General features: G+C 57.8%; 19 protein-coding genes and 2 pseudogenes. 3 read left to right on the top strand and 18 right to left on the bottom strand.

Annotated elements, in window-relative coordinates; genetic code table 11:
- Positions 1-87: 87 nt before the first annotated feature.
- Complete coding sequence (locus NKH13_RS35640) at positions 88-354, bottom strand: Arm DNA-binding domain-containing protein (protein WP_502914252.1); 267 nt, start codon at positions 352-354, stop codon at positions 88-90.
- 35 nt (positions 355-389) lie between these two features.
- On the opposite strand from NKH13_RS35640, the gene NKH13_RS18200 reads away from it, so the two are divergent.
- Together NKH13_RS18200 and NKH13_RS18195 are read left to right on the top strand one after the other, a co-directional pair.
- Positions 390-1,226 carry a PA3715 family protein gene (locus tag NKH13_RS18200; RefSeq protein ID WP_352913449.1) on the top strand — a complete coding sequence of 279 codons (837 nt, stop codon included), beginning with the start codon at positions 390-392 and terminating at the stop codon, positions 1,224-1,226.
- Positions 1,227-1,350: 124 nt separating this feature from the next.
- Entirely contained in the window at positions 1,351-1,899 is a 549-nt protein-coding gene (locus NKH13_RS18195; RefSeq protein ID WP_352913447.1) for a class I SAM-dependent methyltransferase, read from the top strand.
- Between the two features lie 340 nt (positions 1,900-2,239).
- On the opposite strand, the pseudogene NKH13_RS18190 reads toward NKH13_RS18195, so the two are convergent.
- Positions 2,240-2,473: pseudogene (locus NKH13_RS18190) on the bottom strand (DUF6429 family protein).
- Between the two features lie 530 nt (positions 2,474-3,003).
- Between NKH13_RS18190 and NKH13_RS18185 the strand changes: the two are divergent.
- The gene (locus NKH13_RS18185) at positions 3,004-4,590 is read left to right on the top strand and encodes an adenylate/guanylate cyclase domain-containing protein (RefSeq protein ID WP_502914158.1); all 1,587 of its coding nucleotides are present in this window, start codon (positions 3,004-3,006) and stop codon (positions 4,588-4,590) included.
- A gap of 141 nt (positions 4,591-4,731) precedes the next feature.
- Here the strand turns inward: NKH13_RS18185 and NKH13_RS18180 are convergent, their stop codons facing one another.
- From NKH13_RS18180 to tnpB, 16 genes and pseudogenes are all read right to left on the bottom strand, one after another.
- Positions 4,732-4,917, bottom strand: a complete 186-nt coding sequence (locus NKH13_RS18180) for a type II toxin-antitoxin system VapC family toxin (protein ID WP_352913443.1) — start codon at positions 4,915-4,917, stop codon at positions 4,732-4,734.
- Between the two features lie 209 nt (positions 4,918-5,126).
- Positions 5,127-5,372: a type II toxin-antitoxin system VapB family antitoxin gene (locus NKH13_RS18175; RefSeq protein ID WP_352913441.1), complete on the bottom strand. Its 246-nt coding sequence runs from the start codon at positions 5,370-5,372 to the stop codon at positions 5,127-5,129.
- A 232-nt stretch (positions 5,373-5,604) separates the two neighbouring features.
- Positions 5,605-6,393 carry a 3'(2'),5'-bisphosphate nucleotidase CysQ gene (gene cysQ / locus NKH13_RS18170; protein WP_352913673.1) on the bottom strand — a complete coding sequence of 263 codons (789 nt, stop codon included), beginning with the start codon at positions 6,391-6,393 and terminating at the stop codon, positions 5,605-5,607.
- A gap of 10 nt (positions 6,394-6,403) precedes the next feature.
- A complete protein-coding gene (gene cysN, locus NKH13_RS18165; RefSeq protein WP_352913440.1) occupies positions 6,404-8,341 on the bottom strand; it encodes a sulfate adenylyltransferase subunit CysN in 1,938 nt (645 codons plus the stop codon).
- Between the two features lie 2 nt (positions 8,342-8,343).
- Positions 8,344-9,249, bottom strand: a complete 906-nt coding sequence (cysD, locus tag NKH13_RS18160) for a sulfate adenylyltransferase subunit CysD (RefSeq protein WP_352812693.1) — start codon at positions 9,247-9,249, stop codon at positions 8,344-8,346.
- 544 nt (positions 9,250-9,793) lie between these two features.
- Entirely contained in the window at positions 9,794-10,864 is a 1,071-nt protein-coding gene (gene rfbB / locus NKH13_RS18155; RefSeq protein ID WP_352913438.1) for a dTDP-glucose 4,6-dehydratase, read from the bottom strand.
- Between the two features lie 400 nt (positions 10,865-11,264).
- Positions 11,265-12,554, bottom strand: a complete 1,290-nt coding sequence (locus NKH13_RS18150; protein WP_352913436.1) for an O-antigen ligase family protein — start codon at positions 12,552-12,554, stop codon at positions 11,265-11,267.
- Positions 12,555-12,604: 50 nt separating this feature from the next.
- Positions 12,605-13,864: a tetratricopeptide repeat protein gene (locus NKH13_RS18145; protein WP_352913434.1), complete on the bottom strand. Its 1,260-nt coding sequence runs from the start codon at positions 13,862-13,864 to the stop codon at positions 12,605-12,607.
- The gene (locus NKH13_RS18140; RefSeq protein ID WP_352913433.1) at positions 13,752-16,136 is read right to left on the bottom strand and encodes a GumC family protein; all 2,385 of its coding nucleotides are present in this window, start codon (positions 16,134-16,136) and stop codon (positions 13,752-13,754) included. The genes NKH13_RS18145 and NKH13_RS18140 overlap by 113 nt, the downstream gene beginning before the upstream one ends.
- 49 nt (positions 16,137-16,185) lie before the next feature.
- The gene (locus NKH13_RS18135; RefSeq protein ID WP_352913431.1) at positions 16,186-16,974 is read right to left on the bottom strand and encodes a polysaccharide biosynthesis/export family protein; all 789 of its coding nucleotides are present in this window, start codon (positions 16,972-16,974) and stop codon (positions 16,186-16,188) included.
- Positions 16,974-17,780: a tyrosine-protein phosphatase gene (locus NKH13_RS18130; protein ID WP_352913429.1), complete on the bottom strand. Its 807-nt coding sequence runs from the start codon at positions 17,778-17,780 to the stop codon at positions 16,974-16,976. The genes NKH13_RS18135 and NKH13_RS18130 overlap by 1 nt, the downstream gene beginning before the upstream one ends.
- Positions 17,781-18,316: 536 nt before the next feature.
- A complete protein-coding gene (locus NKH13_RS18125) occupies positions 18,317-18,799 on the bottom strand; it encodes a hypothetical protein (RefSeq protein ID WP_352913427.1) in 483 nt (160 codons plus the stop codon).
- A gap of 292 nt (positions 18,800-19,091) precedes the next feature.
- On the bottom strand, positions 19,092-19,565 hold the full coding sequence (locus NKH13_RS18120) for a hypothetical protein (protein WP_352913425.1): 474 nt from the start codon (positions 19,563-19,565) through the stop codon (positions 19,092-19,094).
- 723 nt (positions 19,566-20,288) lie between these two features.
- Positions 20,289-22,640 (bottom strand): ubiquitin-activating E1 FCCH domain-containing protein, encoded by a 2,352-nt coding sequence (locus NKH13_RS18115; protein WP_352913423.1) that lies wholly within the window; start codon positions 22,638-22,640, stop codon positions 20,289-20,291.
- 351 nt (positions 22,641-22,991) lie between these two features.
- Positions 22,992-24,524: an IS66 family transposase gene (tnpC, locus tag NKH13_RS18110; RefSeq protein ID WP_352848919.1), complete on the bottom strand. Its 1,533-nt coding sequence runs from the start codon at positions 24,522-24,524 to the stop codon at positions 22,992-22,994.
- Positions 24,525-24,593: 69 nt separating this feature from the next.
- Positions 24,594-24,827: pseudogene (gene tnpB, locus NKH13_RS18105) on the bottom strand (IS66 family insertion sequence element accessory protein TnpB); the annotation flags it as partial.
- Positions 24,828-24,965 lie beyond the last annotated feature (138 nt).

The raw sequence follows: 24,965 nt of genomic DNA, 5'->3' as shown, positions 1-24,965 counted from the left end.
CAAGTAGCCCAGCAGCTTTCCCCAATACCCTTTTGGGCGTTCTCGTCGAAGTGGCTGACCTCGCCTCGAAGCTCAAATTCGCTGCGATCAAACAGGGAAGGAGCCAGCCCGGGCGATTTTCCGAGCTTGCTCGACCGTCAAATCACCGAACTTCCCGATCGAGGGCTTACGGCGAACGCCGGCATTGGTCCGGTATTGCAGCATGAAGATCTTGCGCCCGGCGGGCGTCACTCCCTCACGGTGAAGCGAACCTCGTATCACTTCGCTTGCGAAGTAGGCTGCGGCTTCCTCCGACCTGTCGTTAGCGCCGCTTCCGTTAGGCCCTGTGCGCCGCCACCAGTCTCGCGTAGACATGTCTGCCCGGATCGGGCGCTCGACGTGAGACCCCTATGCAAATACTGTGGCGCACCCTCTTCCTTGTCCTCGGCCTGGCAGTCGCAAGCCTGTCCTCCGCCCGCGCCGCGGCGCGCGATTGCAGTGATGCTGCCGCGCTGGTGGAGCAGGCCTATCCCAACGCCCGAAAGAGCGCCGACGGCACCTCGTTCACGCTTGAACCGCATACCAGCATCGCCTCAACGCTCCCGGGAAGCGATGCGCCATTCGGCCTGGTCTGCAAGATCTGGCCGGCCCATGACGACCTGCTGTTGGTCGCAGTGCCGCTGATTGATAGCGCTGACCGCGACCACCTGCATTCCGGCGATATTGAGCTTCTGGTCATCGACAGGAAGAGCCTGCGGGTGCGCCGGCGCCTGCTCCAGCCCGGCCTGATGACCGATGACATGATTGTCATTGAAAAGGTGGAATTCGACACTGCCCGTTATGCACTGGCCCCCGATGTCACCGTATTCGGCCTGCGCATCGAACTGGCACACCATTCGCTGACCGCTCCCTTCACTGAAACCGACCTGCGGCTCTACGCTCTCGTCCGCGGTGAACTCCACGTGGTGCTCGACGGGCTCGTGGTGGCCGGCTCTGGCGGCGATAGCGATGGCAGTTGCGCCGGATCCTTTCGCTCCAGCCAGGTCAGCCTGGCGATAGGCCCGGCGAGCCATCAGGGCTATCACGATATCACCGCGATTGAGCGGACGAGTACCGATAATCCCTCCCCCGACCAGAATGGCGAATGCCAGTCCCACCCCGGCAAGCCTGTGAAGCGGACCTACCGGCTCCGCTATGACGGCAGCCGCTATGCGGTTCCCGCGGCACTCAAGGTGATGGGGTTGTGACGCGGCCGCACACGTCCCAGCCTTGGTTCGTCAATGTGATCAATTCCAGTTGAATGGGTATCGACCATTAATTCTCTCGTGATAGGAGGCGCTCACGGGGGCTCTTCCCAAAGGAGCTGATGATTTGTGGTGGTCAAGATTCAAAAGGGGTTTTGCAGGTACGTGGGACGACAGACTGGACGGGCTATTCTCCGCAAAGGTCGACTACGCCGGAAAATCCATTCTCGATGTTGGCTGCAATATGGGTGTTGTCGCCTATGAGATATCCAAGCTGAAACCCAGCTCGATCCACGGGATCGACATTGCCAAGCCGCACATCGAGACTGCAAAAATGTTATTGAGTGGCTCCCCGGTACATGCCCGGTTCGATCGCCTGAACCTCGGCAGCCGGCGCCTCGGCAATATCCTTCTACCGAAATACGATATCGTCCTGCTGCTGGCCGTCTATCAGCACATGCAACGCAACATCGGCCCAGGCAAGGCGCGAAGGGTGCTTTCCAATATTGTGAGGCGCACCTCGAACGTTGTTGCCCGCGTTCCGCCTGGAACGGATGGCGAATTTATCGAAACGCTGTCCGACGAGGGGTTCCAGGTCAAGAGCACTCACACCTCGCCTCTTGGTAGTCATGTGCTCGTGCTTGAGAAACCCGCCCTAGGAAATTCGCAGCCATAGAGATTTCGCATCGCCAGTGGCAATCTGCCCCGCTGCCATCCCATGTGTCAGCAGCGGCGCCGACCCGCTGCTGGCTGCAACCAGCCCGGGAGCGCCCCCATTCGCCGGCAGACGCATCTCGCGGCTGGACTTCGCCAATGCCGCTGAAATTGACGGTCGCGGCTGCGGCGTTCTCTGCCACGCCTTAACAGCCTGGATGCGCCCGTTGGCGTAGGTGAGGAAGACGAATTTGGCCGCCGAGGCGAGAGCATCGGCCGTCCCTCTGCTGTCAGCGCGCCGCCGGTGTCCAAATTCAACCATGTGCGCCATCATCTCTTAGGCGCCCGCCCTGCGCTCAGGCTCATGGCACCGGGCGGGTGAGCAGAGCTCGGCATTGCTCCTCCGCACGCCGCAGTCCTTCATCTGTCAGAACCACTGACTTCGCCTTGTTTGTTGGATTCGCGATCAGCCCCTTCTCGTGCAAGCGATCCAGAGCCATTCCAATCCAAACCCTTCAGGGCGCGCCTCTCTTCATGAGCGTCAGCCAAAGCGGGCCCAGAACGGCATCGCCGATCTTTTCGGTGTCCATCTCCATGCAAGCAGTCTAGGACGCGGAAGCGCCTCTGCCACGATCCACACCGGATGGTTGCTCCCTGCCACGAGCGTTCGGCTGAAAATCGTGCTTCACTCAGGCGTCGCCTGCGCGACAGCGTCATTTGCGCGGGCGACGAGGCCGGGGGGATCGGAGTTCATCATGGTGCCTAAGTACCGCGTCACCCGCCGCGATGTGTGGCCGAAACGCGGATATCTTTCGCGGGACACTTTCCGACGCGCTCTCCGGCCGCAGAAGTCCCAACCTTGCCAGCAGTGAATTTTTGACCCTGAGCGGTTATCGCGGAGCGCATTCCGGGCCACACCCGACTTTGCGGCATCCCCTTCGCTGATGCACTGCCCCTCCAGCGCCAGAATGCGAAATCCGCTGTGAGCGTCGGGGCCCAGCAACAACCGCTCAAAGGTCTGGCCATCGTTGCAGGGCTGACGTGTTTCATCGAGCCAAGACTGACTCTGGTACCGTGCGGGGAATAAGCTATAGTTTAGATACTAAGACGGCCGGGCGCTTGCACAATGGCGGGACTAGGTGAACAGATTGCGCGTCAGCAGCGCACCATGGGACCGCTCCTGGTGGCGGCAGTGGTCATCGGCCTTATCGGTCTGCCTGTCGCAGCCTGGCTCGACCTCCGAGACCTATCGGAACGGATGCTGCGCAGGCAAGCCAGCGAAATCAGCCGGATCATCGACGAAATGCGCGGATTCTACGGCAGCGAGGTCGTGGGACGCGTGCTGCAAGCTAACGGCGCCGTAACTGCGACGCACAACTACCGGGATGTGCCAGGTGCGATCCCTATTCCAGCAACCCTCTCGATTGAACTCGGCAAGCTCATCAGCGCTCACGATGGGTCTGTCAAATACCGGTTCGTCTCTGATCTGCCTTTCAAAGGTCGCGCCCCCCACCAGCTCGACGTATTCGAACGGAATGCAATCTCTGCTTTGCGCGCCAACCCGAAGGAGCCGATCATCGAAGTCTCGGGTTCACTGTTTGACCGGCAGGTCCGCGCCGTGGCCCCTGTTGTAATGGGACAAGTCTGCGTGACCTGCCATAACTCACACCCGGACAGTCCCAAGACGGACTGGAAGGTAGGGGATGTCCGAGGGATCCAGGAGATATCAGTCAATCAGCCTATTGCTGCCAACGTGCTGACCTTCAAGTATCTGCTCCTATATTTCGGCTTCGCGGCGGCGGCGGGCCTGACGTTCATTCTCCTGCAGCGTCGGCAGTCCGCCTTGATTTCGGGCATCAACAAGGAGCTTTCCGAGGCAAACGACTTCTTGGCCGCGATTTCTTTGAAGATAGCCAAATACCTTTCGCCTCAAATCTACAAAAGCATCTTCAGCGGCCAGAAGGACGTCACCATCGCGACCGAGCGCAAGAAGCTCACGATCTTTTTCTCCGACGTCAAGGATTTCACCGCGATCGTGGAACGCCTCCAGCCCGAGGACTTGACGCTTCTCCTCAACGAGTACTTCACCGAGATGTCAACGATCGCGCTCAAACACGGCGGCACCGTCGACAAGTTCATCGGCGACGCGCTTCTTGTGTTCTTCGGAGACCCCGAGACGCAAGGTATCGAGGAAGACGCGAGAGCCTGCTTGCGCATGGCTGTCGACATGCAGCGTCGGGTGGAGCAGTTGAACAGGGTGTGGCGTGACCGCGGAGTTGAACGGCCCTTCCGAGCTCGCATGGGCATCAACACGGGCTATTGCAATGTTGGGAACTTCGGTTCCGATGATCGGATGGACTACACCATCATCGGAGCCGAAGCGAACTTGGCGGCCCGTCTGCAGTCGATTGCCGAGCCCGGCGGCATCTGCCTCAGCTATGAAACTTACGCGCTCGTGCGCGACCTTGTCCGGGCGCGTCCATTAGCACCGATTGCCATGAAGGGGATCAGCCGGGAGGTTGTCCCCTACGAAGTCGAGGGCCTCCTGGGTGAACTCGCCCAGCGCCCTCAGGTCATCAGCGAGCACGCGACTGGCCTCGACTTGTTCCTCGATGTTGAGGCAATCGACGAGAACGGGGTCGAGCGGGCGAAGAAACGACTTTCGGAGGCGCTCCTGGCCTTATCCATCCGAACCAAGCCCGCCGCATTTTAGGTCCTTGAACGTAATGCAATCTGGACCGTGGACCGGGCAACCTACTTTTGTTCCGTGACAGTCGGCTAAACCGCCGCTCTAATGGGGAGCGCGATAAGGCGGTAAGCGACGCTTGCGCTCTGCGTCGCGGGACTGTGGCACTCACGCAGCCTCGATGTCGGTCTGCGGAAAGTCGGCGCCTTTGAACATTAATGGCTGGTCAAGATGCCGGGCACAAGCATAGGCGAAGCAGTCACCAAAGTTCAGCCGAGCCGGGTGCCGGCGCTTGCCGAAGGGCTCGAAAGCGTCAAGCCCGAGTCGAGCCGCGTTCGGCGGCACCGCGACCATGTCAATCTCCATCAACGAGAGATATCTTTCCACGACCTCGGCCGCCTCGCTGATTGCCAAGTCCAAGACGCTCTCGCGACTTCGATTGCAGCCTCCCATACCGCAAGTGACGAGGTCAGCCGCTTTCTGGTCTGCTGCATGCGTGCAAGGAGTTCGTGCGCATCATCCTCGTTGGTCATCAGCGCCGTCAGGGCCGAGGTGGATGAACATCAGTCATTCTCGTACAGGCTGTCGCGAAACGCCTTGTCGGCAGGCCTGCCGTGATCAGGCTTGCCCCGGGCTCGCAGATCACGGCAGAACCTGACGCCGGTCTCCACCAGGGACGGTCTAGCCTGTTCGCGCTCAAGCTCATGCTTGAGCGCGGCATGGACGGCCTCTGTCAGACCAGTCCTCTTAAGCGCGGCGACCAGGCGGGTCAGCACGTCGGTCTCGGGATTCTTAATGTGGAACGCCATCACTCGCTCGTATACCCGTTCAGGTGCATCGGTATATCGCAATTTGGATACACCGTGTGAGGTCCCCTAGCATCGACCGGACACGAAGCGAATCGGCCACGCCGACGTAACTGTAGGCTGGATGGGGATCGTACCGTTGTGCTGACAGACCTCGGGCAATATCGGAGGTCGCTTCCGTAAGCACTTGTAACACGCGTACTTTCGTACGGGTCTGGAACTCCGCAGTCATCGTCTAGCCAAATCCAGCAGCCTTGCCGCTGGCGATAAAATGCGGGTTGGCGAAATCCTCGTCGTCGCTCTGGTTGCGCTTGCCGTAGGCGAGCGGCGCACCATCCAGCGTGCGCGTCATGCCGCCGGCAGCGCGTAGCACCGCGTCACCCGCGGCAGTATCCCATTCCATGGTGCGACCGAAGCGTGGATACACGTCCGCCTCGGCGCCGGCGAGGAGGCAGAATTTCAGCGAGGAGCCGACCGAGACGATCTCGGCAGCGCCGAGCGCGCGGATATAGGCGTCGGTTTCCGGCGTATTGTGGGAGCGGCTGGCAACGATTGTCAGCGGCACCACACCGGCCCTCGCCGAGATCGGCTGGCGATCGATGATCTCATAGTCGTCATTGATCTCGATCGCTTCCGCTTGGCCCGGCCGGCCGGAAAAGAAGCGGCCGGTGCAAGGCGCGAAAACGACGCCGATCTCCGGCACACCATGGCGAACCAGCGCGATGTTGACGGTGAAATCGGTCCGCCGGTTGACGAACTCCTTGGTGCCGTCCAGCGGATCGATCAAGAAGAAAGCGTCGCCGAGATCGGGGGCCGTGATGCCGGCCGAAGCTTCTTCCTCGGCCACGCATGGAATTTCCGGAAATGCGGCGCGCAGCCCGGCTAGGATGATCTTTTCGCTCTCGCGATCCGCCTCCGTCACTGGCGAACTGTCTGACTTGCTGTCGACTGCACAGCCGGCACGAAAGACGCGCATCACCTCGCGCCCCGCCGCCAAGGCAAGGTGCTCGAAGACGGCGAGCATCGCTTCGTCGTCAGATACCGCCGCCGCTGTCATATTGGTCTTCGGCAATGTCGCGCTCGTTCAGCCAGTGTTCCAGGGCGTCCACCATCTCCTCGGCCGATTTGCCGAGTGTCTTGAGATGAATTTCGGGTTTTTCCGGCACCTCATATGGTGAATCGACGCCGGTGAAATTCTTGATCTCGCCATTCAATGCCCGCGCATAAAGACCCTTCGGATCGCGCCTGGCGCATTCCTCGAAGGGGGTGTCGACAAACACCTCGACGAATTCGCCGTCGGCCATCAATTCGCGCGCCATGCGCCGCTCGGCGCTGAACGGCGAAATGAACGACACGATGACGATCAGCCCGGAATCGGCCATCAGGCGCGCCACTTCGGCGACGCGGCGAATGTTTTCGACACGATCGGCGTCGGTGAAGCCGAGATCGCGGTTGAGGCCGTGACGGACGTTGTCGCCATCCAGAATGTAGGTATGACGGCCGGTGGCAAACAGCTTCTTTTCAAACAGATTGGCGATGGTCGACTTGCCCGAACCCGAAAGCCCGGTGAACCAGAACACCGCCGGCCGCTGGTTCTTCATATCGGCGCGGGCGCGCTTGCCGACATCGAGCGACTGCCAGTGGATGTTTTCGGCGCGGCGCAGCGTGTGCAGGATCATGCCGGCGCCGACCGTGGCATTGGTGATACGGTCGATCAGGATGAAGGCGCCTGTGGTGCGGTTTTCGGCAAACGGATCGAAGGCGATCGGCGAGCGCGTCGAGATGTTGCAGATGCCGACTTCGTTCATTTCAAGCGACTTGGCCGCCTCATGGGCAAAGTCGTTGACGTTGACGCGGTACTTCAGGTCGGTGACGGTAGCGCTGGTCTGGTCGGTCTCGGTGCGCAGGATGTAGGAGCGGCCAGGCAGCAGCGCATGTTCGTCGAACCAGACGATGTTGGCGGCGAACTGGTCGGCGACCTGCGGCCGCGCCGCCGGCGATACCAGCATATTGCCACGAGAGACCTCGACCTCGTCGTCGAGGACGAGGGTGATGGCCTGGCCGGCGATAGCCTGCTGAAGGTCGCCACCATGCGAGACGATGCGTCTCACATGCGAGGATTTGCCGGATTTGGCGACGACTACCTCGTCGCCGGGCGCAACCGAGCCGGAGGCGATGGTGCCGGCGAAACCGCGAAAATCGAGATTGGGACGGTTCACATATTGGACAGGAAACCGGAACGGCAATTCGACCGCGGCCTCGTCGACCGAGACGGTTTCCAGATGTTCGATCAGCGTCGGGCCGGAAAACCAGTCCGTCCTATCGGAACGACCAGTAACGTTGTCGCCGTAACGGGCCGACATAGGAATGGGCACGATCGACTGGAAGCCGAGATCACGTGAGAACTGCCCGTAATCGGCCACGATCCGTTTAAAGACCGCCTCGTCGAAGCCGACAAGATCGATCTTGTTGACGGCGAGCACGATGTGGCGAATGCCCAAAAGCGAGGCAATGATCGAATGCCGCCTTGTCTGGCGCAGTACGCCCTGACGAGCATCGATCAGCACGATGGCGAGATCGGCGGTCGATGCACCTGTCGCCATGTTACGCGTATACTGTTCGTGGCCGGGCGTGTCTGCGACGATGAACTTGCGCTTTGGCGTAGCGAAGAAGCGATAGGCGACGTCGATGGTAATGCCTTGCTCGCGCTCTGCCTCGAGGCCGTCGACCAGCAGCGCGAAGTCGACGTCGTCGCCAGTGGTGCCGTGCTTGCGCGAATCGCGCTCGAGCGTGGCCAGCTGATCCTCGAAAATCTGCTTGGTATCGGAAAGCAGACGCCCGATCAGCGTCGACTTGCCGTCGTCGACCGAGCCGCAGGTCAGGAAGCGCAGCAGAGACTTTCGTTCCTGCGCCGCCAGATAGTCGCGGACGCCGTCGGTCGGGGCAAGGCTCTTGGCCATGATGTGGCGCATACTCAGAAATACCCCTCGCGCTTCTTCTTTTCCATCGAGCCAGCTTCATCACGGTCGATCAGGCGACCTTGCCGCTCGGAAGTGCGCGCCGTGAGCATTTCGCCGACTATCGCCTCCAGAGTATCGGCTTCCGAATCGATCGCGCCGGTCAGCGGATAGCACCCGAGCGTGCGGAACCGCACCATCCGGTTCTCAACCGCCTCGCCGGGCCGCAGCTGCATGCGCTCGTCATCCCTCAGGATGAGCATGCCGTCGCGCTCGACGACCGGCCGCTCCTTGGCCAAATACAGCGGCACGATCGGAATGTCTTCCTGGAGAATGTATTGCCAGATGTCGAGCTCGGTCCAGTTCGACAGCGGAAACACCCTGATCGATTCGCCGGCAGCAATACGTGTATTGAAAATCTTCCACATCTCCGGCCGCTGGTTCTTCGGATCCCAGACGTGCTGGGCATTGCGGAACGAAAAGATGCGCTCCTTGGCCCGCGACTTCTCCTCGTCACGACGGGCGCCCCCGAAGGCTGCGTCAAATCCGTATTTGTCGAGCGCCTGCCGCAGCGCCACCGTCTTCATCACATGCGTATGGGTGTTGGAGCCGTGGTCGAACGGATTGATGTTGTCGCGCACGCCGTCTTCATTGACATGCACCAGGAGGTCGAAGCCGAGCTTTTGCTGCATCTGGTCGCGAAAGGCGATCATCTCGCGGAACTTCCAGGTCGTGTCTACGTGGAGAAAGGGAAAGGGCGGCTTAGCCGGATAAAACGCCTTCATCGCCAGGTGCATGAGAACGGACGAATCCTTGCCGACCGAATAGAGCATGACCGGCTTGGCAAAGGCCGCGGCCACCTCGCGAAAAATATGGATGGATTCGGCCTCAAGCCGCTGAAGGTGCGTAAGTGCGATGTTCATGGGACTGTGAGCGTTCTTTCGTACCGATCCACGGAAGGGCCTGCATCGGAGGCAACATTCAGCCGCCCGATTCAAACAGCACTTCCGGACAATCTATTCTCGTGCGGGCGTTCTAGCAGATCGTTCCGGTCCAGAACAATGCAAGACAGGCCTGCGGCGGAATGGTTCGGGAATGAATTTTCCGCACGGCCGGCAAAATCGGGAAATTCGTGCCCCAGGAGCCGCTGCGTCTGGAAGGGCCCGGAAAATATTGCCTGGGCTGGTTGGCCCTGCATCTTGTGGTGGTGCATTCCATTGGCCAACCGCCTTGGACTATCGAAACCTTGGCTGCCAGCGCCATTGAATCGAAGGCAAGTCCGGTTCATCCTTGGCCTGATTGGACGATGCAGCCCCGGCGGAAACGACTAGACCACTTGATCGAATGGCCGCGAACGCCGGAGGGATGGCTGAGCGGGCCGGCCGGCGGCAAAGACCTCGAAGCTGGCCCAGGGAGACGCGCTCGACCGGCTATTAAAGACTTGTCCTGGTATGGTGAAGACAAGCCTCACGCAGCACCAACGCAGGCGTCGCCAAGCCGCTCGCCTCTATTACCGTCGCGGCGGATCGGCCCCCACCACCATTCGTTCTGGAGATACCAGTCGACCGTTTTGGCGAGGCCGTCGGCGAATGTCTCGCGGGGCGCCCAGCCCAGATCGAGCCATATCTTGGAGGCGTCGATCGCATAACGGCGGTCGTGGCCAGGACGATCCGCGACAACTGCGATGAGATCGCGATACCGCCGAGACCCGGAACGCGGCCGTCTGTCATCCAGAATGCTGCAGATTGCCTCGACCACCTCCATGTTGCTGCGTTCCGAGCCGCCACCGACATTGTAGCTCTCGCCAACTACGCCCCAGGTCGCAATTATGGCCAAGGCGCGGGCGTGGTCTTCGACGAAAAGCCAGTCGCGCACGTTATTTCCGGCCCCGTACACCGGCAGCGGCTTCTCATCGAGCGCGTTCAAAATGACGAGCGGGATCAGCTTTTCGGGGAACTGGCAAGGACCGTAATTGTTGGAGCAGTTGGAAAGCACGACCGGAAGGCGGTAAGTTCTATGCCACGCACGCACCAGATGATCGGATGCGGCCTTTGAAGCCGAATACGGCGAGGATGGCGCGTATGGCGTCTGTTCAGTAAAAACACTGTTGTCGAAAGGCAAATCGCCGAACACCTCGTCGGTCGAAACGTGGTGGAAGCGGAACCGGCTTTTTTTCTCGCTGGGGAGTCTGCGCCAATATTCCAGCGCCGAATTCAGCATTCGGTAGGTTCCAACGATGTTGGTCTCGATGAAGGCAGCGGGCTTGTCAATCGACCGGTCGACGTGGCTTTCAGCGGCCAGATGCATTACAACGTCGATCTCATCGCGATTTAGAACGTCTAGAACTGTCCTCGCGTCACAAATGTCGGCGTGCTCGAACCTATAATTGTGGGCGTTCTCGACAGGCCGCAGCGAAGCGAGATTTCCTGCATACGTAAGCTTGTCGAGATTGGTCACGCGATGGGCCGGATTGCTGCACAAGTGCCGGCAGACTGCTGAGCCGACAAAGCCGGCCCCCCCGGTTACAAGAAAGTTCATGCGACCCTCCTCAGGCAATCACGAGCCGCTCATGCGAACTACTCGGCACTGTGGGCGCCCGAATTCTTATCCAAAAACCGAACACTTATCCAAAATTAGAAATCCCCAGTCATCAAGGGGCATTCGATGCCCGAAACGGATTGCCCAATCATGCTTCGGCAAGTAGGTATCGGTGACCTCCATACAGCGCCTCGGCGTCCGGGACGATGGCGAAGAAAAACGCAAATGGGAAGTGAAGGGCCTAGACCAACAATGTCCAGGCCTAAGTGTGAAAACCGTTTCTCGTTGAAGGTGAGGAAGAAGAAGCCCCGCGCATCCCCAAATCATTTCGGCACGATTTCCCCCACCCCTTCGAGATCTCAAGCACCGACGAACCGGCGACTGACTGCAGTCGGCACCGCTAAAGCGATGCGGCCTTAACTGGTGACCTCCTCGACATTTCTACGGGAACAAACAGCTTGTCACCATCGTGGTCGATCTCGATCACCTCGCGCTTGCGGGTAAAACGTTCCGCAAATCCTTTGTGGAAGATGATCGCGTTCATATACGCGAACGTCATCGCCAGCGCCTCGGTTCGCAGCGGGTAGTCAACCAGCGAATGAATAAGAAGAAAAGATACTGAGAGAAACGCCGCCTTCTGAAGAGAATCGCGGCGAGCCCTAACCAATGTCATCAAAAGCAAGACAAAGTAACCTATCATCAAGGAAATAGCAAGGATTCCCCCTTCGAAGGCTATCTCAAGGTAATCATTGTGGGCATGGTTAACATAGTTGCTGAAAATCATGCCTTCTCTCTCGTATATTTGATAGGCTTTTTGAAAGTTGCCGAAGCCCACTCCTGTTGGCCAATTCTCCTTTATTCCTTCTATTGTGGTGCGGGCGAATTCTCCCCGCCCGAATGCCGGATCGACCACTTCTGCATCGATCTTAGTCCAAGCGCCTATCGTGTAGATCGAAAGCGCTATGAAAATTAAGAGAATACCAAATCCACTCGCCCTGGAACGGGCTGAAAGAAAGATGACGGACAATACGGTTATCGCCAGTCCTATCAGAACACCGGCGCGGGAACCGGCTGCTAAAAGCAGCAGCAAAAGCGCGATCAAGCCGAAAGATCCGGACAATAGATGCCCGCGGAACAGACCGTAATAGACTGCGAAGGGAATAGACACAAAAAGCAACGCCGAAAAATGATTCACGTTAGCAAAAAGCCCGGCATTGATCGTAAAAGGCAACAGTCCTATAATAGCGATATCGTCAGAGAGTGAATATTGAATCGCTCCCGCCAAACCGTTGCAGATAACACCCATGAAGAAAAACGGAAGAAGCGCGCTGACCTGCTCGGCACGTAAACGCAATACGGCCAAAAAAAACGCAGCACAGGCAAGAAGATAAACCAGACATTCGACCGTGCGGCCGACCCCAACGCTGATAAACCGAAATCGGCTTTCTCCAATCCAGGGATCTCCGAGCAGAAGCTCTGGCCGCAACCCGTTGAATATTGTCACCGGCAGTGGGACGATTTGCAAAACTGCCAATGCTGCGGCTAAAATCAGCAGCCACAGAGCCGATTGCGAGCTTCTTTGGCCAGAGGTTTGGGTAAAAACGGCCGCCGCCGAGACAATTGCAGCAACCTCGATCAAAGTGTCCGTATAGAGGCCGCTCGCGGTACCACCGCCGATCAGCAGCGACATGAACAACACCGACCCGAGAAGATATTTATCCCATTCCGAAGGCCGGTCGTTCAAGATGGAAGTCTCTCGATGCTCAATTTGTGCATTATCAATGTACCGACATATCGAAACCGCCAGCTCTCGGCAATGGCGGCAGTCTGCAGCCTGAGCAACTGCAGCGGACACGCAGACGGTCCAACCGAAAAATCCTGGCTGAGGTTCTGACGATTATACGTGCCTTCCGGAATATTGAATCGCGCTATTTCTCCAGCCGGGTCAACACATCTGATCGACCAGAATAATTCCTTTGGAAGCTTAAGATTCCTTGCGGAGGCAGCCAGGGAGATCCTGTAGGAGCCAGGAGGTAGCTCAATGTACTGCTCGAGAGCTGTGTTCTTGACTGGCGTATTCAAGAAACGGACCGTTGCACCACCTTCGCCCTCGACTGCGTGGTCGGAGGCTGCAAATGTAACTTCCAATCCCGATTGATCGCGGAGTTGCCAATCGAACGGTCTGCCGCTCGCCACTGGTTCGAACGTTCCATTGAAAATGTACCCCCCCAACTTCCTCTCTTGATCAGAGAGGCTGAACAGAAACAACCGATAAGCTGGTTCATATTTCTTTTGAAGGATATAGCCGCTAATCACCACGGAAAGTTCGCTCGATTTCGGCGGTGCGGTTGTGCCTGACAAATCAAGCAGAAGCCGATTTGCGAAGTCGAGTCCCTCGGGAGTTTTGCTAAGAGCCGCGATTAGCCTAGGCCTCCAGGGCGCCTCGGTCCCGAGGGCTGTCAGCACAGCTTGGTATCCATCAGGATTCGAGAGAATTGCCGGCATGCCGCCAGCGATCGCCGGAAATTGGTCCGGCCATCGCCGTAGCAAAATGTCGATCTCGCCAATGGCCTTTGTCAAATGGCCTATTTCTACGGCACGGCTAATGGATCTCTGTAACGCATGGATTTCTGTTTTGGACAGTTTTCTTGCTTGATCAAAGAGTGCATAGGCTTCGTCCTTTTCGCCCTGCCGGTATTTGATCTCGCCGATCAGGCTATAGAGACGCGCGTCCGCAAGATCAAAGCTAAGCGCTCCACGGGCCTTGGCAAGCAATAGATCAAGATTGGGAGGATTATTCGTGTCGTTCAGGTCGCTGGTGATTTCAGCTATCAACGCATCAGCGTTGAACGGATCCAGCGCAAGAGAGACGGCCGGCGTTTCAGTTTCAAGAAATCGACTTAGCCCGATCGAGGAAACCACCAACACTAGAACGGATGCGACGAACCAGGCGACTGAGCGCCGGAGATTCTGCATAAGCGGGCTGGCCTGCTCCATCATCGACTTTGCCCTCAATCTTCGGAGTACCCGTGTCCGTGCCGTAGTTGTAATACTGGTAGTTCATGTACTTGTATGCGTAGTTGTAGTCGAACTTATTCACCGCAAACTTGGACATCGCAGCGCCGACTACGTTGGCGCCCGCTGCCCGCAGGCGCTTCAACGCCGTCTTAGCCGACTTACGCGTCACTTGATTGGTAGAGATCACCATCAATGTGCCCTCAGCAAGCCGGCTGAGGATGGGCGCATCCGAGAGGCCGACGATTGGCGGCGCATCGATTATGACGAGATCGAAGCGCTTGCCGAGATTTGTGACGATCAGAGCCATTTTCGGTGACGAGAGCAGGTCCGCGGGGTTTGGTGGGATTGTTCCAGACGTCAGGACGGTCACGTTGGGATATTTCGTCGCCCTGAAGATGCTGGCCAGATCCTCCTTGCGGACGGTATTTGTTAGCAGATTGCTGAGCCCAATCGTATTATCCAGGCCAAACAGGCGGTGAAGGTTCGGTTTCCGGAGGTCGCCGTCGACAATAAGCACTCTTGCACCAAGTGCCGCAAAATCCTGCCCAAGCTTGAATGATGTCGTAGACTTGCCCTCGGAGGGCTCCGAACTTGTGACAACCAGCGATCGTGGCGCGCCTTCCGCACCCGAGAATTGCAACGATGTTCGAAGTGAACGGTAGGCTTCCGACAAGCCGGACTTCTGATCGGCGATACTGGCCATGAGTTCTCGGTCGTCGACGAGCGGCAAGATGCCAAGCATCGCCAGCCCCAGCTCTTTTTCGACCTGTTCAGGGTTGGTGAAGGTGTTGTTCAATAGCTCAATGACGTAAATAACCGATGCGCTCAGGACCATGAAAAGAGCAAGGGCGATCGCTACATTGATAGTTAACCGAGGAGAATATGGGTGATCTGGCAACGCCGCGAAATCTACCACTGCCGCGCTTTGCGTCTTGAGTTCCGAGCTGACACCCACTTCATTCAGCTTGGCTATGAGATTGTCGTACTGCGACCGATTTGAATCAACTTCGCGTTTCAGAATGGTGTATTTGATGTTCTTGTCGTTGAAAATAACCTGCTGCTTTTCCATTTCGGCAAGTTTGGCCTTAAGGTCAGCCTCCTTGTTCTGCGCTTCCTGGTATTTCAACCGAAGTGAATCCGTAATGGCAAGCACGCCGTTGTTATAGAGACGCTGCAATTCCTTGATCTGAGATTGAAGCTGTTGCATTTCTGGAAAACCAGGCTTCAGAATGCCTAGCTTCTGTTGATACTGGCTGGTCAGGTCAGCCAGTTTTTCGCTAAGCTTCTGCAAGCCTTCGCTTTCCAACACGGGAGAGAGGCTCGCTCCACGACCTTTCTCTATCTGGTCTACCACCCGTCCGGCATCGAGACGGTCCTGGATTGCCGTCGCAAGCGCCGTGTTTAGCGCCTCGATGTTCGACCCTATCAGCGATTTGTCGTCACCGGTTATCGTGATGCCGGCATCCTTCGCATAAGCGACCAGCTCTTCTTCCGATTTCTGAAGCTTCTGCTTCACCTGCAGGACCTGCTCCTGAATGAACTGTCGCGCCAGGTCGGAGGTCTCACTTGTCTGATCGAGACGTTGATCAATAAAACTTTGCGCGACCTGGTTGGCGACGTCGCTGGCATATTTCGGTTTCTGATCGACGAACGTGATCGACAGCAGGCTCGTGTTGGGAACCAGATTGACTGTGAGATCATTTAGAACACGTTTGATTGCAATTTCCTCGCGCTGCTCTGGAGTTTTCTCCTGAATGGAAGGCGATTTTGACACTCCGAACGCGCGATAGAAAATATTGCTAACTGAAAAGTCCGGCGTGGGGAACAAGAAATCCGGCTTTTCGGTGAGCCCCAATTGGAACACAACCCGCTGGGCCAACGCCCGGCTTTTGAGCTTCTCGCGTGCAGTCTGAAAGGCTCGTACATCGCTGTTTTCAGACACCACCTCAATATCCTGGAAGACCTTGGCCGAAGGCACCAGAACCTCCAATTGAGTTGTCGCCTGATATTTTGGGGTCTGCATCATCGTTACGACGACGCCGGCAACAACCCCAGCTGCCGCAAGCATGACGATCAGCCACCGATATTGGACAACGTAAAAGAGCAGTTTGAGCGGGCTAAAGCCCTCGTCCTGTTCCGAATAATCGCGACCGTACGGGCTAAAGTTTTGCGCACCGTCATAATAGAGGTCGGCGGACAAGGCCTGGCCATGTCCTGGACCTGCGATTTGATGCTGCCTGTTGCGATCGAGCATGGTGCGAGGTGATCCTAGATTTTCTGTCCTGAATTTCTGCCGCCGTGAATCACAAGCCGGGGACCACAGCAAGCCGGGCTGCACTTGACGCGACACCGAGGGCGTCCTTGAGATTGTTCATCGCAATTTTCGATTTCGAGGCGAAGACCACAATCTTGTCGCCACCATAGATGCGCGGATTGCGGCTTTTGCCACCACGAATCTCCTCGACGTTGTAGTTAGCAACCAATGTATTTGGGCCGACATTGCGATAGACAAAAACCTTTTTTGCGTCCCCAACGGTATTGAACCCCCCAGCGAGGGCGATCGCATCGATGAGAGAAGAATTGCTCGACACTGGATAAATACCGGCCTTGTTGACTTCGCCGTCGACGGTAATGCGCTGTCCGATCGATTCCTTGACGAAGATCGTGACGTCGGGAGACTGCAGGTATTTGGACCCGTAGGCGGTCTCGATCTCCTGCTCCAACTGACGGACGGTCTTCCCTGCCGCGGTAATCGTGCCGATAAGCGGAAGCGAAATCTGGCCGCCAGAGTCGACTTGAACCGTTCTGTTCAAGTTGTCGACCTGAAACACATTAACCTCCAGCACATCGTTCGGCGACAGAGGCTGCTCGCTGCCGTTCTGTGTATTTTGCGGCGCAGGCAGTGCCTTCACCACCTGTAGAGCGCCGCCGCCCGAAAGTGGAGCGGATGATGATGTCAATTGCAGCGCATCGACCGCACCCGAAGAGGATGGGGTCGTCGACGAGGTGCTCGTGCATGCCGAGATTGCCAGTGATGCAAGCAAGGCAAACATTGTGACCATATGTCTTCTTACGAAACGGAAAACGCCCATCACACAGTCCCGCCCTTGAACAAGCGGCCCAATCCAAAACGGCCGGCGTTGCCGGCATTAGGTTTTTTTGGACGTGCTTTTCCGACCGGCTCGATGGGCCGGTTCGCCAATATTTCGCCTGGACGTTTCAACACCATGTCACGGGCCTCGTCTTCCCCACATCGCTTGGCAGCAGCAGCAACCGCCTGTGAAAGGCCAGGACGCCGGCGTGTAGCGCTATGCGTGTCCGATGCGATGATGTCCACCCTGCCCTCGTCAATCAGCTTTTCCGAATAATAAAGCGCCGTGCGTCCAAAAGCACCAACAATCGAGTCTGCGGTAAGCTGGATAAGACAACCCACTGCATTCAACCTCTCGATAACGTCGTAATTCGTTTTGATCCAGGTCAAACGCTCAGGATGAGTAAGAATCGGGATGAAGCCGGCATTTATCAGGCGTAGAGCAAGATCCTCCATTCGTGGAGGCAGAACATGATGCGGCGGTTCGAACAGAAAATAGCGGGACCTGTTTAAAGTCGGTACACTGCCAGCCGCTAATTGATCCGGAAGATCCGGCGCTATGTGAACATCGGCGCCGACATAAAGAGCAAGCGGTATGGCGGCGTCGCGCAGCGCCTGGTGCAACTCTTGAACCGCCCGGACGATGTTCGATGTTCCGTTTTCGTATACGCCGGGCGTCACGTGCGGTGTGCACGCCATGTGGGTTGTTCCGTCGGCCACCGCCAATCGAGCCATTTCCAGCGATTCGGCAAGACTGGGCGAGCCGTCATCGAGGCCGGGCAAGATATGGGAATGCAGATCGATCATGGGCGTTTGTGACTGCAACAAAGAAATGTAGCGACGTCATCCCAAAAAAACATAAATGCGTCACCCGCGGCACAGCGAGTGGCGCATGTGTCAAGCTCATGCGATGCGATGAAGCCTAGGCTCCAGCTACTGGCTGACAGAGTTGCCATCATACAGGCCGACAACAGCGCCACCCAACAGCGCCACCCAACAGAGTTGGCAGAGTTGGCGCAAGGCGAAGTCCCGATGTGTCCAGCGCTACCCACATGCCGCCTTCCCCGGGATCGACTTTAACCGCCGCCGGAATGTCGAGACTGCAGTTCGCACTGACACGCAACGGCGAAGCGGACGATTGCGATTCGGCCATGTTGGCTGGCGGGACTGGCACCCCCGCCCTTCGCCTCCCGGCCGCAAGCCTCAGACATCCGCACGTCGCCTTGGCTTAAGCGATCCGACTAATATACTCCAGCATACAGACCAAGGCCACTCTGTCACCAACAAACGAGCAGCAGAAGCGCCACGCGCCCCTGCTGCCGTTGCCTTATTCTCGGTCAAACTTAGTCGCTAACGGCGTGGCCGTGATCTTTGTCCGCCGTCGCAGCCAGAATACCGGCCCCAAGAGCCATACCGCCAAAAATGATGAGCGGCGTCTTATTGTCGTTGTTTGAATTGTCCGTTTGGGCGGTCTTTTCGGAACCCAAGACATTGAGGCAAATCTTGTTCTCGACGCGGGAGATATCGAGGGTCGAATTGGCCGGCACGCTCAAATTGCAGCTGCCAACATTAACCGAAGCCGATCCCTTGCCGCCAACCACAACGCGGCTGCCGAAATCAAGCGCGCCCCCCGCTTGAGCCGGGCCATAGCCAGCCACCTGCGAGACCATCACATCGCCATTGATGCTCCCGATCGATCCAATCGGATTTACGCCCGTATAGGCAGTTGCACAGGTGCACGACCCATCCTGCGCGAAAGACGATACCGGGGCGAATCCGGCCAACACAACAAGTCCGGCCAACGCACTTTTCACAACTAGGTTCATCCGCATCAATCCTTCTGTCCCACGTTACCTGAGGCCCACCCAGCCATTAAGGTACTGAAAAGCGCGTAACAGCTTTTTGCGCGAATTCCAACCCGTTTCGCAGTTGCGAGATATTTTTTGGTTTCGGTGTGGTTGATCGAACACACTATTAGAATATCGTAATTTATCATCTTTACGGCCACAATTGCAGGTTGCCTGCGAGGCTGCCACCATCGCTCCAACGCTTCACACATGTCTGCAGCCGACCATGTGGATAGCGTCGACCCGGCCCTTCTTGCGTTCGAGACAGGAGCTACGAGCCTGGCGCGCAAGACTTGTAGGTCGAGCCGGCCTGAGCCGGCTGTCCGCACAGGATGCCGGCCTCGACAAGTTTCGCAGCCAGATCCGTGCCATCGGACGTCAGGCACTGCACAACGAGGGCGTCACCAAATTTTGGCGCGACGTTGCCGTCGCAAGGTGTCCCCGTGCCGACAGGTTTGCAGGTCAGGGCGAGTCCTTGATAATCCCGTCGCGCAGCCTCGGTGACCATAGCTCGCATGGACTGAGGCTTGGTGGCTGCGACGCCGCACAGCACGATCTTGCGCCCGGCGACACGCAAATCATCGATTGATCTAATCGAAAGCTGGCCAGCAAATGGCTCAAGCACAGCGGACTGGCTTACAGGCCGCGCATCCAAGTCTGTTCCTCTTTTAACAATGATGACAAGAAACCAAACCGAAAATGCGCAGGCTATCAGCGCAAGCAAGCCTATCTTCTTGATCAGCAAAATTTCTTCTCCGTTGCAATCGCAATCGATGTACGGCTGAAGGCAACGCGGCAGATGATCGGCGTATCCTGTGCGACTTGCCTCAATCGGAAGCAGCCTATGGAACGATCCGCGCCTGACGCTTGCGAACAAATCCCGCCAGCCCCGCACGTTGCCGAGCCACCCGTTTCGTCAATCCAATCACCGTGACTACACCCGTTAGCCCGATCACGACTGCGCCTCAAGGCGCATCACCGCAGCGACGCTGCTGACATCTACGCCAAAGGCTCGCCCACGTGGCCACACCATAGATCTCAAGCCGATTGCGTTTCGGACGTGTCACGAGCGGCTTTCTGCTTCTGCGGCCGTGACAGCAGTCCTTGCCGCCGGGTAGTAGGGGAACTCGCATGCGCCGAGAAAGCCATTCCTTCAGGCCCTATCGAAGCGATTGGCCAGCGGATCGCCAAGGTACCGCATAGCGACCGATCTGCCCATCTAAACCGAACTGAGCGCCGGCCGCCTTGGGAGAGTTGCTCGGAACGCCACCTCCCAGACCTACACACCGACAAACCCAACAAGCAAATTTCGCTATCCGCCTGATCCCCAGGGAAGGCTGCGAATCCAGCTGACAAGGCACGTCGCCGAAGGATTGCGGCGAGGTTTCCAATCGGCCAGCTCATTTGCGCCTCAGAGAGCGGGCCACAGACCCGCCTCCCGAAGTCAACAGGCGGCGTGTGGCAGACATCAGATACCCATTCGACACTCGACCACCTCCAGCTCAACCAGATCAAGAATATCGGTCGAACTGGTGAGCCTCACAACGGCATCCCCGGTAATGTAAAATTGATCGTGGTCGAAGCTCGGGTCGCCGCCCTCAGAAACAACTTGTGTAAAGAAATGGGGGGTCGTGTTGGTTATGATTCCAGTCAGAGTTCCTACCCTTCCGAGATTCACCCCCCTTCCAAGAGTGAGTACACTATTACTCCCTTGGTATAGAAGCATAGGGTATCTAACGACCAACATACCTCTGGTTCGCGAAATGGCTCGCAACGTCAGGTCAAGTTGTCGATACCCATTTCCAATTTCCTGAGAACCGTAGTTGTGCTTCAGCTTGAACGGAATGGCGATGGTTGTAGCCCCGACCGGAGTGCCCGATGAGCGCAAAACAGCTTTATAGTGAAGGGTTGGCGACCACCCGAGATAGGGCACCTGTTTGACACTAATTGTCTTCATAGTGATGCCAGATGCAACCTTACCGCCTGACGAGTATGCGGGGTAGAAGCGCGTGTCTATATCAGACAATTCAAATGTGTCGGTTGTTGCGTTGGCCACTGTGACCGTCAGCTTATTGACCGGTGTCATTCCTGCAACGCCGTCGATCCTAATGACATCACCGTTTGCAAAGCCATGTGACGGGGCTTTAACAACTCCGGGACTGGCTCTCGTAATCCCGGTGATGTTGATGACTAAACCTCTAGCGCCCCATTCATCTGCAGGAATAAGAACGATCGGCTCTGCTCGCGGTGCGGTTCTTTGGACTGTTCGGCGGATGTTGACCAGCGCGACAGACTGATCATCAACCTCCACAAAGCCTATTGGGCTTGTCGCGGCGTCAGCGTCAACAGTCGGGACCCTGCAGCGCCTGACGTACATACCTCGCACATAGGTCGCGCCAAGACCGCCGTGAAGACTTTCGATGTCTTCATAGACCCTGTCGTAAAGCTGGCCTAGATATTGGTAGTCAGGCAGGAGGAGAACGCCACCGCCCCCCGCTACGATCGCGCCGGATGGATCGGTCGCCTTCACCCGTTTTGCGTGACCACCTAAGCAGCGGAGCCCCACGGAACTAGCTCCTTGACCGGGAAGCATCGTCTCTGTGATATCCTCAAATTTCGTTTCAAAGGACGGATGGCACTCGACGCTGGCGACATTGTTGAGCCCTTCCAATCGTTGAACAAGGGTATTTCTAGCCCAGGAATTTGCATCTATTGGATGCCTGCATCCTTCGGCATAAATGTCTCGGAAATTGCAATTTGCCGAAGCATTAGAAACGTTGATCGTGTAACGGCTGTTGAGAAGCCGTAGTCGTTCGCCAAGGACGCCTTCGCATTTGCTGATTATCAAACAGTCAATTCCCCCTGGTTCTCCCTGTGCGGAGCTACCTTCTATCGTTGCGTCACAAAAATATGGCGCGCGAAGATTGGTGAAATCGAGCCGACTCCCGTGGGAGCACTTCCAGCTCACGCCTTCGAGCATGAGCTTTCCGGAGCGGTAAACGGATATCGTTGTCTCACCTGACGTGAAGTCGAAGTTGCTTGGCTCAACCAGTGTTATCTTGCCGTTTGAGCATAAGCCCACCACGCCGAGAACTTGTTTGCCATAACCATACGACGCTTCGACGGGCGTATCAGTGTCCAGGTGAATCAAATCTCCATTTTGGATACCGCTCGCACTGCTTATAGCGATTGTCCTATCTCCCCAAGCAACTGGCGACGTTAGCGTCAGGCCTGTAGCTACAGTTGTTCCATGGAAATTTACGCAAGGTGTCCCCCCGTTGATCAGCAGTCTTGCACCACCATTTGAGAAGATGCGAAGCTGTTTACCAGGGGCGATCTCGAACGACACCGCACCAGCTATGTTTATGTCCCGGCCGGCTGGCAACTCTAGTGACGCGTTCAGCATCAGTGCCAGATCTATAGCATCGGCGAAAGGAGCGGCGTCGTTCGTCACGCCGTCACAGACTGCACCAAGCATCTGGACCCTGATAGTTGATTCTGCAAGTTCCCACCAAGCGCCATCGAGCGATTGGAATTTGCCGGCATGATGGGGCTGAGAAACTGCTCTTTTGTACAGCGCCGTGCCGCCATCGCCAACTGAAGAATAACCAATGACCCGGAGCGCGCTGATGTCCTCAGGAATAGCAACAGCCGCCATTCCTGTCTTCGTCGCGTAGATGGGCGCATACCCCTGGTTCACCGCGTCTGCAGCAGCAAGTTTATCTGCGCACGCTAGTGCGGTCGGCACCCAGGTGCCAACGGCTGCAATGGGGGCAACCTTCAAAAACGAACGGCGATTTGTTCTGGCGTCGTCAACCAAGCGACATCTCAATCAATGTGTTAGAACCCGATATGCTACCGTGTCGGCGCTGGCGACACAAAAACACGTGAGCAAGCGAATGCTCGGTGACCGCTCCAAAGGGCAGTCCAGTTGTTCTCTTCCAGGAAGTCGCAAGTTATGGCTCGCGATCGCCGCTCAGACCGTCGATCCAGCACCAGCGGCGACTACAGTCGCCTGGGCGCGGGACCGCTTCGGCCACCCAGTGATTGAGTTCATTGGCTGTGGCGTGGTGAGGTGACTCATGCGTCGCATCGCCGGCATAGTGCAAGTTGAGTGCTAGCCGCAAAAGTCGCATTGCCGGATCGGTCTAAAGCTATGTAAGCGCTGTTCTCAGGCCACGGCCTTTAGCTCGGGCGCCCGGATGTAGGCCCAAGGCAGCAGGTCGTCGATCTGGCTGTTCGGATGGCCGTTGACGATCCTGGTGAGTACGTCGGCGAGATAGCCGAGTGGCTCGACGCCATTGAGTTTGCAGGTTTCGACTAGCGACGCAATGACCGCCCAGTGTTCGGCACCGCCGTCGGAGCCGGCGAAGAGCGCGTTTTTGCGGTTGAGTGCGATGGGTCGAATGGACCGCTCGACCGTGTTGCTGTCAATCTCAATGCGGCCGTCGTCAAGGAAGCCCGAGAGGCCTTCCCAGCGCGAGAGCGTGTAGCGGATCGCCTCGGCGAGCTTTGTCTTCTGGCTGATCAGGCCGAGCTTTTCGCGCAACCAAGGTTCAAGATCGGCGACAATAGCGCGGCTATTTTCCTGACGCATCGCACGGCGTTCATCGGCCGATCGGCCGCGAATATCGTCCTCGATCTTATAGAGGTCGGCGATCCGTCTCAGCGCCTCGCTGGCGATCGGCGCGGGACCGGCTGCCGCCAGTTCATAGAAGCGTCGGCGCACGTGTGCCCAGCAGAAGGCGAGCGTGACGCCACTCTTTTCGGCCAGCACACGATAGCCGCCATAGCCGTCGACCTGCAGGATTCCGCTGAAGCCTGCGAGATGAGCGATCGGACGCTCGGCCTTTCGGTCCGGCGCGTAGACATAGGAGACGCCCGGCGGGTCGCCGCCATTCCATGGTCGGTCATCGCGGGCATAGGCCCAGAGCTGCCCAGTCTTCGTCTTGCCGCGGCCGGGATCGAGCACCGGCGCCGTGGTTTCGTCAGCAAAGAGCTTCGGTGAAGTCTTCAGCTTGCCAAGCAGCCGCTCATGCACCGGACGCAGATGCCAGGCGGCGCGGCCGACCCAGTCGGCGAGCGTGGAGCGATCGAGAGCGATGCCCTGCCGGGCGTAGATCTGCGCCTGACGATAGAGCGGCAGATGATCGGCATATTTTGAGACCAGGACCTGGGCGACCGTTGCCTCGGTCGGAAGACCACCCTCGATCAGCCGGGCCGGCGCGGGAGCCTGAACCACCACGTCCTCGCAGGCGCGGCAGGCATATTTGGGCCGGCGCACGACGATCACACGCAGCTGCGCCGGAACGATATCGAGCCGCTCGCTCACGTCCTCGCCGATGCGATGCAGACCATTGCGGCAGCACGGGCAGGCTTGATCCTCGATGTCGACGACCATCTCCACACGCGGCAGATGGGGTGGCAGCGCGCCGCGGTTCGTCCGGCGCTTTGCGACACGCGCCTGACGTTCGCCAGGAGCGGTCTGTGCCTGCTCTTCGTCACCGGCCGCCTCGATCTGTTCGGCTTCCTCAAGCCCCAGGAGCAGCTGGTCTTCCGGCAGCGTCTCGGCACGACGGCCGAAGCGGTGGCGCTGCAATTCCTTGATGATCTGGATCAGCCGGGCGTTCTCGACGTCGCGCGCCAGGACCATCGCCTTCAGCGCGTCCGGATCGTCGGGAAGCTGGTCAGCTGTTATCGCCATGACAGGATCAGACCATATTCGCCGACAGCCCGCGACAGCGGAATACAGGCTGATTCACTTCGTCGCGGGTCAGCCGGCCTGGGCTGGAACGCGGGTCCGGCGCGCCTCATGGACGCGCCGCCAGTCGAGCCCTTCGAGTAGCGCCGAGAGCTGCGCGGCCGTCAGCCGCATCATGCCATCATGCACTTTCGGCCAGCGGAACTCCCCATCCTCCAAACGCTTGGCATAGAGGCAGACGCCGGTGCCGTCCCAGAAGATCAGCTTGATCCGGTCAGTTCGCTTCGCCCTGTAGACGTAGACGGCCCCACTGAACGGTTATGTGGCGCGCCACATAACCGTTCTTATGCGTCGGGCGAGATTATGTGGCGGAGCCTTCCTGGTGCCAGCCTAGGCCCGCCGGTCCGGATTTTTCCGCCACATAATATTTAGATGCTGTTCAGC

Source organism: Mesorhizobium sp. M1348 (assembly GCF_040317925.1).
GTDB lineage: Bacteria > Pseudomonadota > Alphaproteobacteria > Rhizobiales > Rhizobiaceae > Mesorhizobium.
Note: the sequence above shows the minus strand (reverse complement) of the source record. Positions and strands in the feature narration are given on the sequence as shown.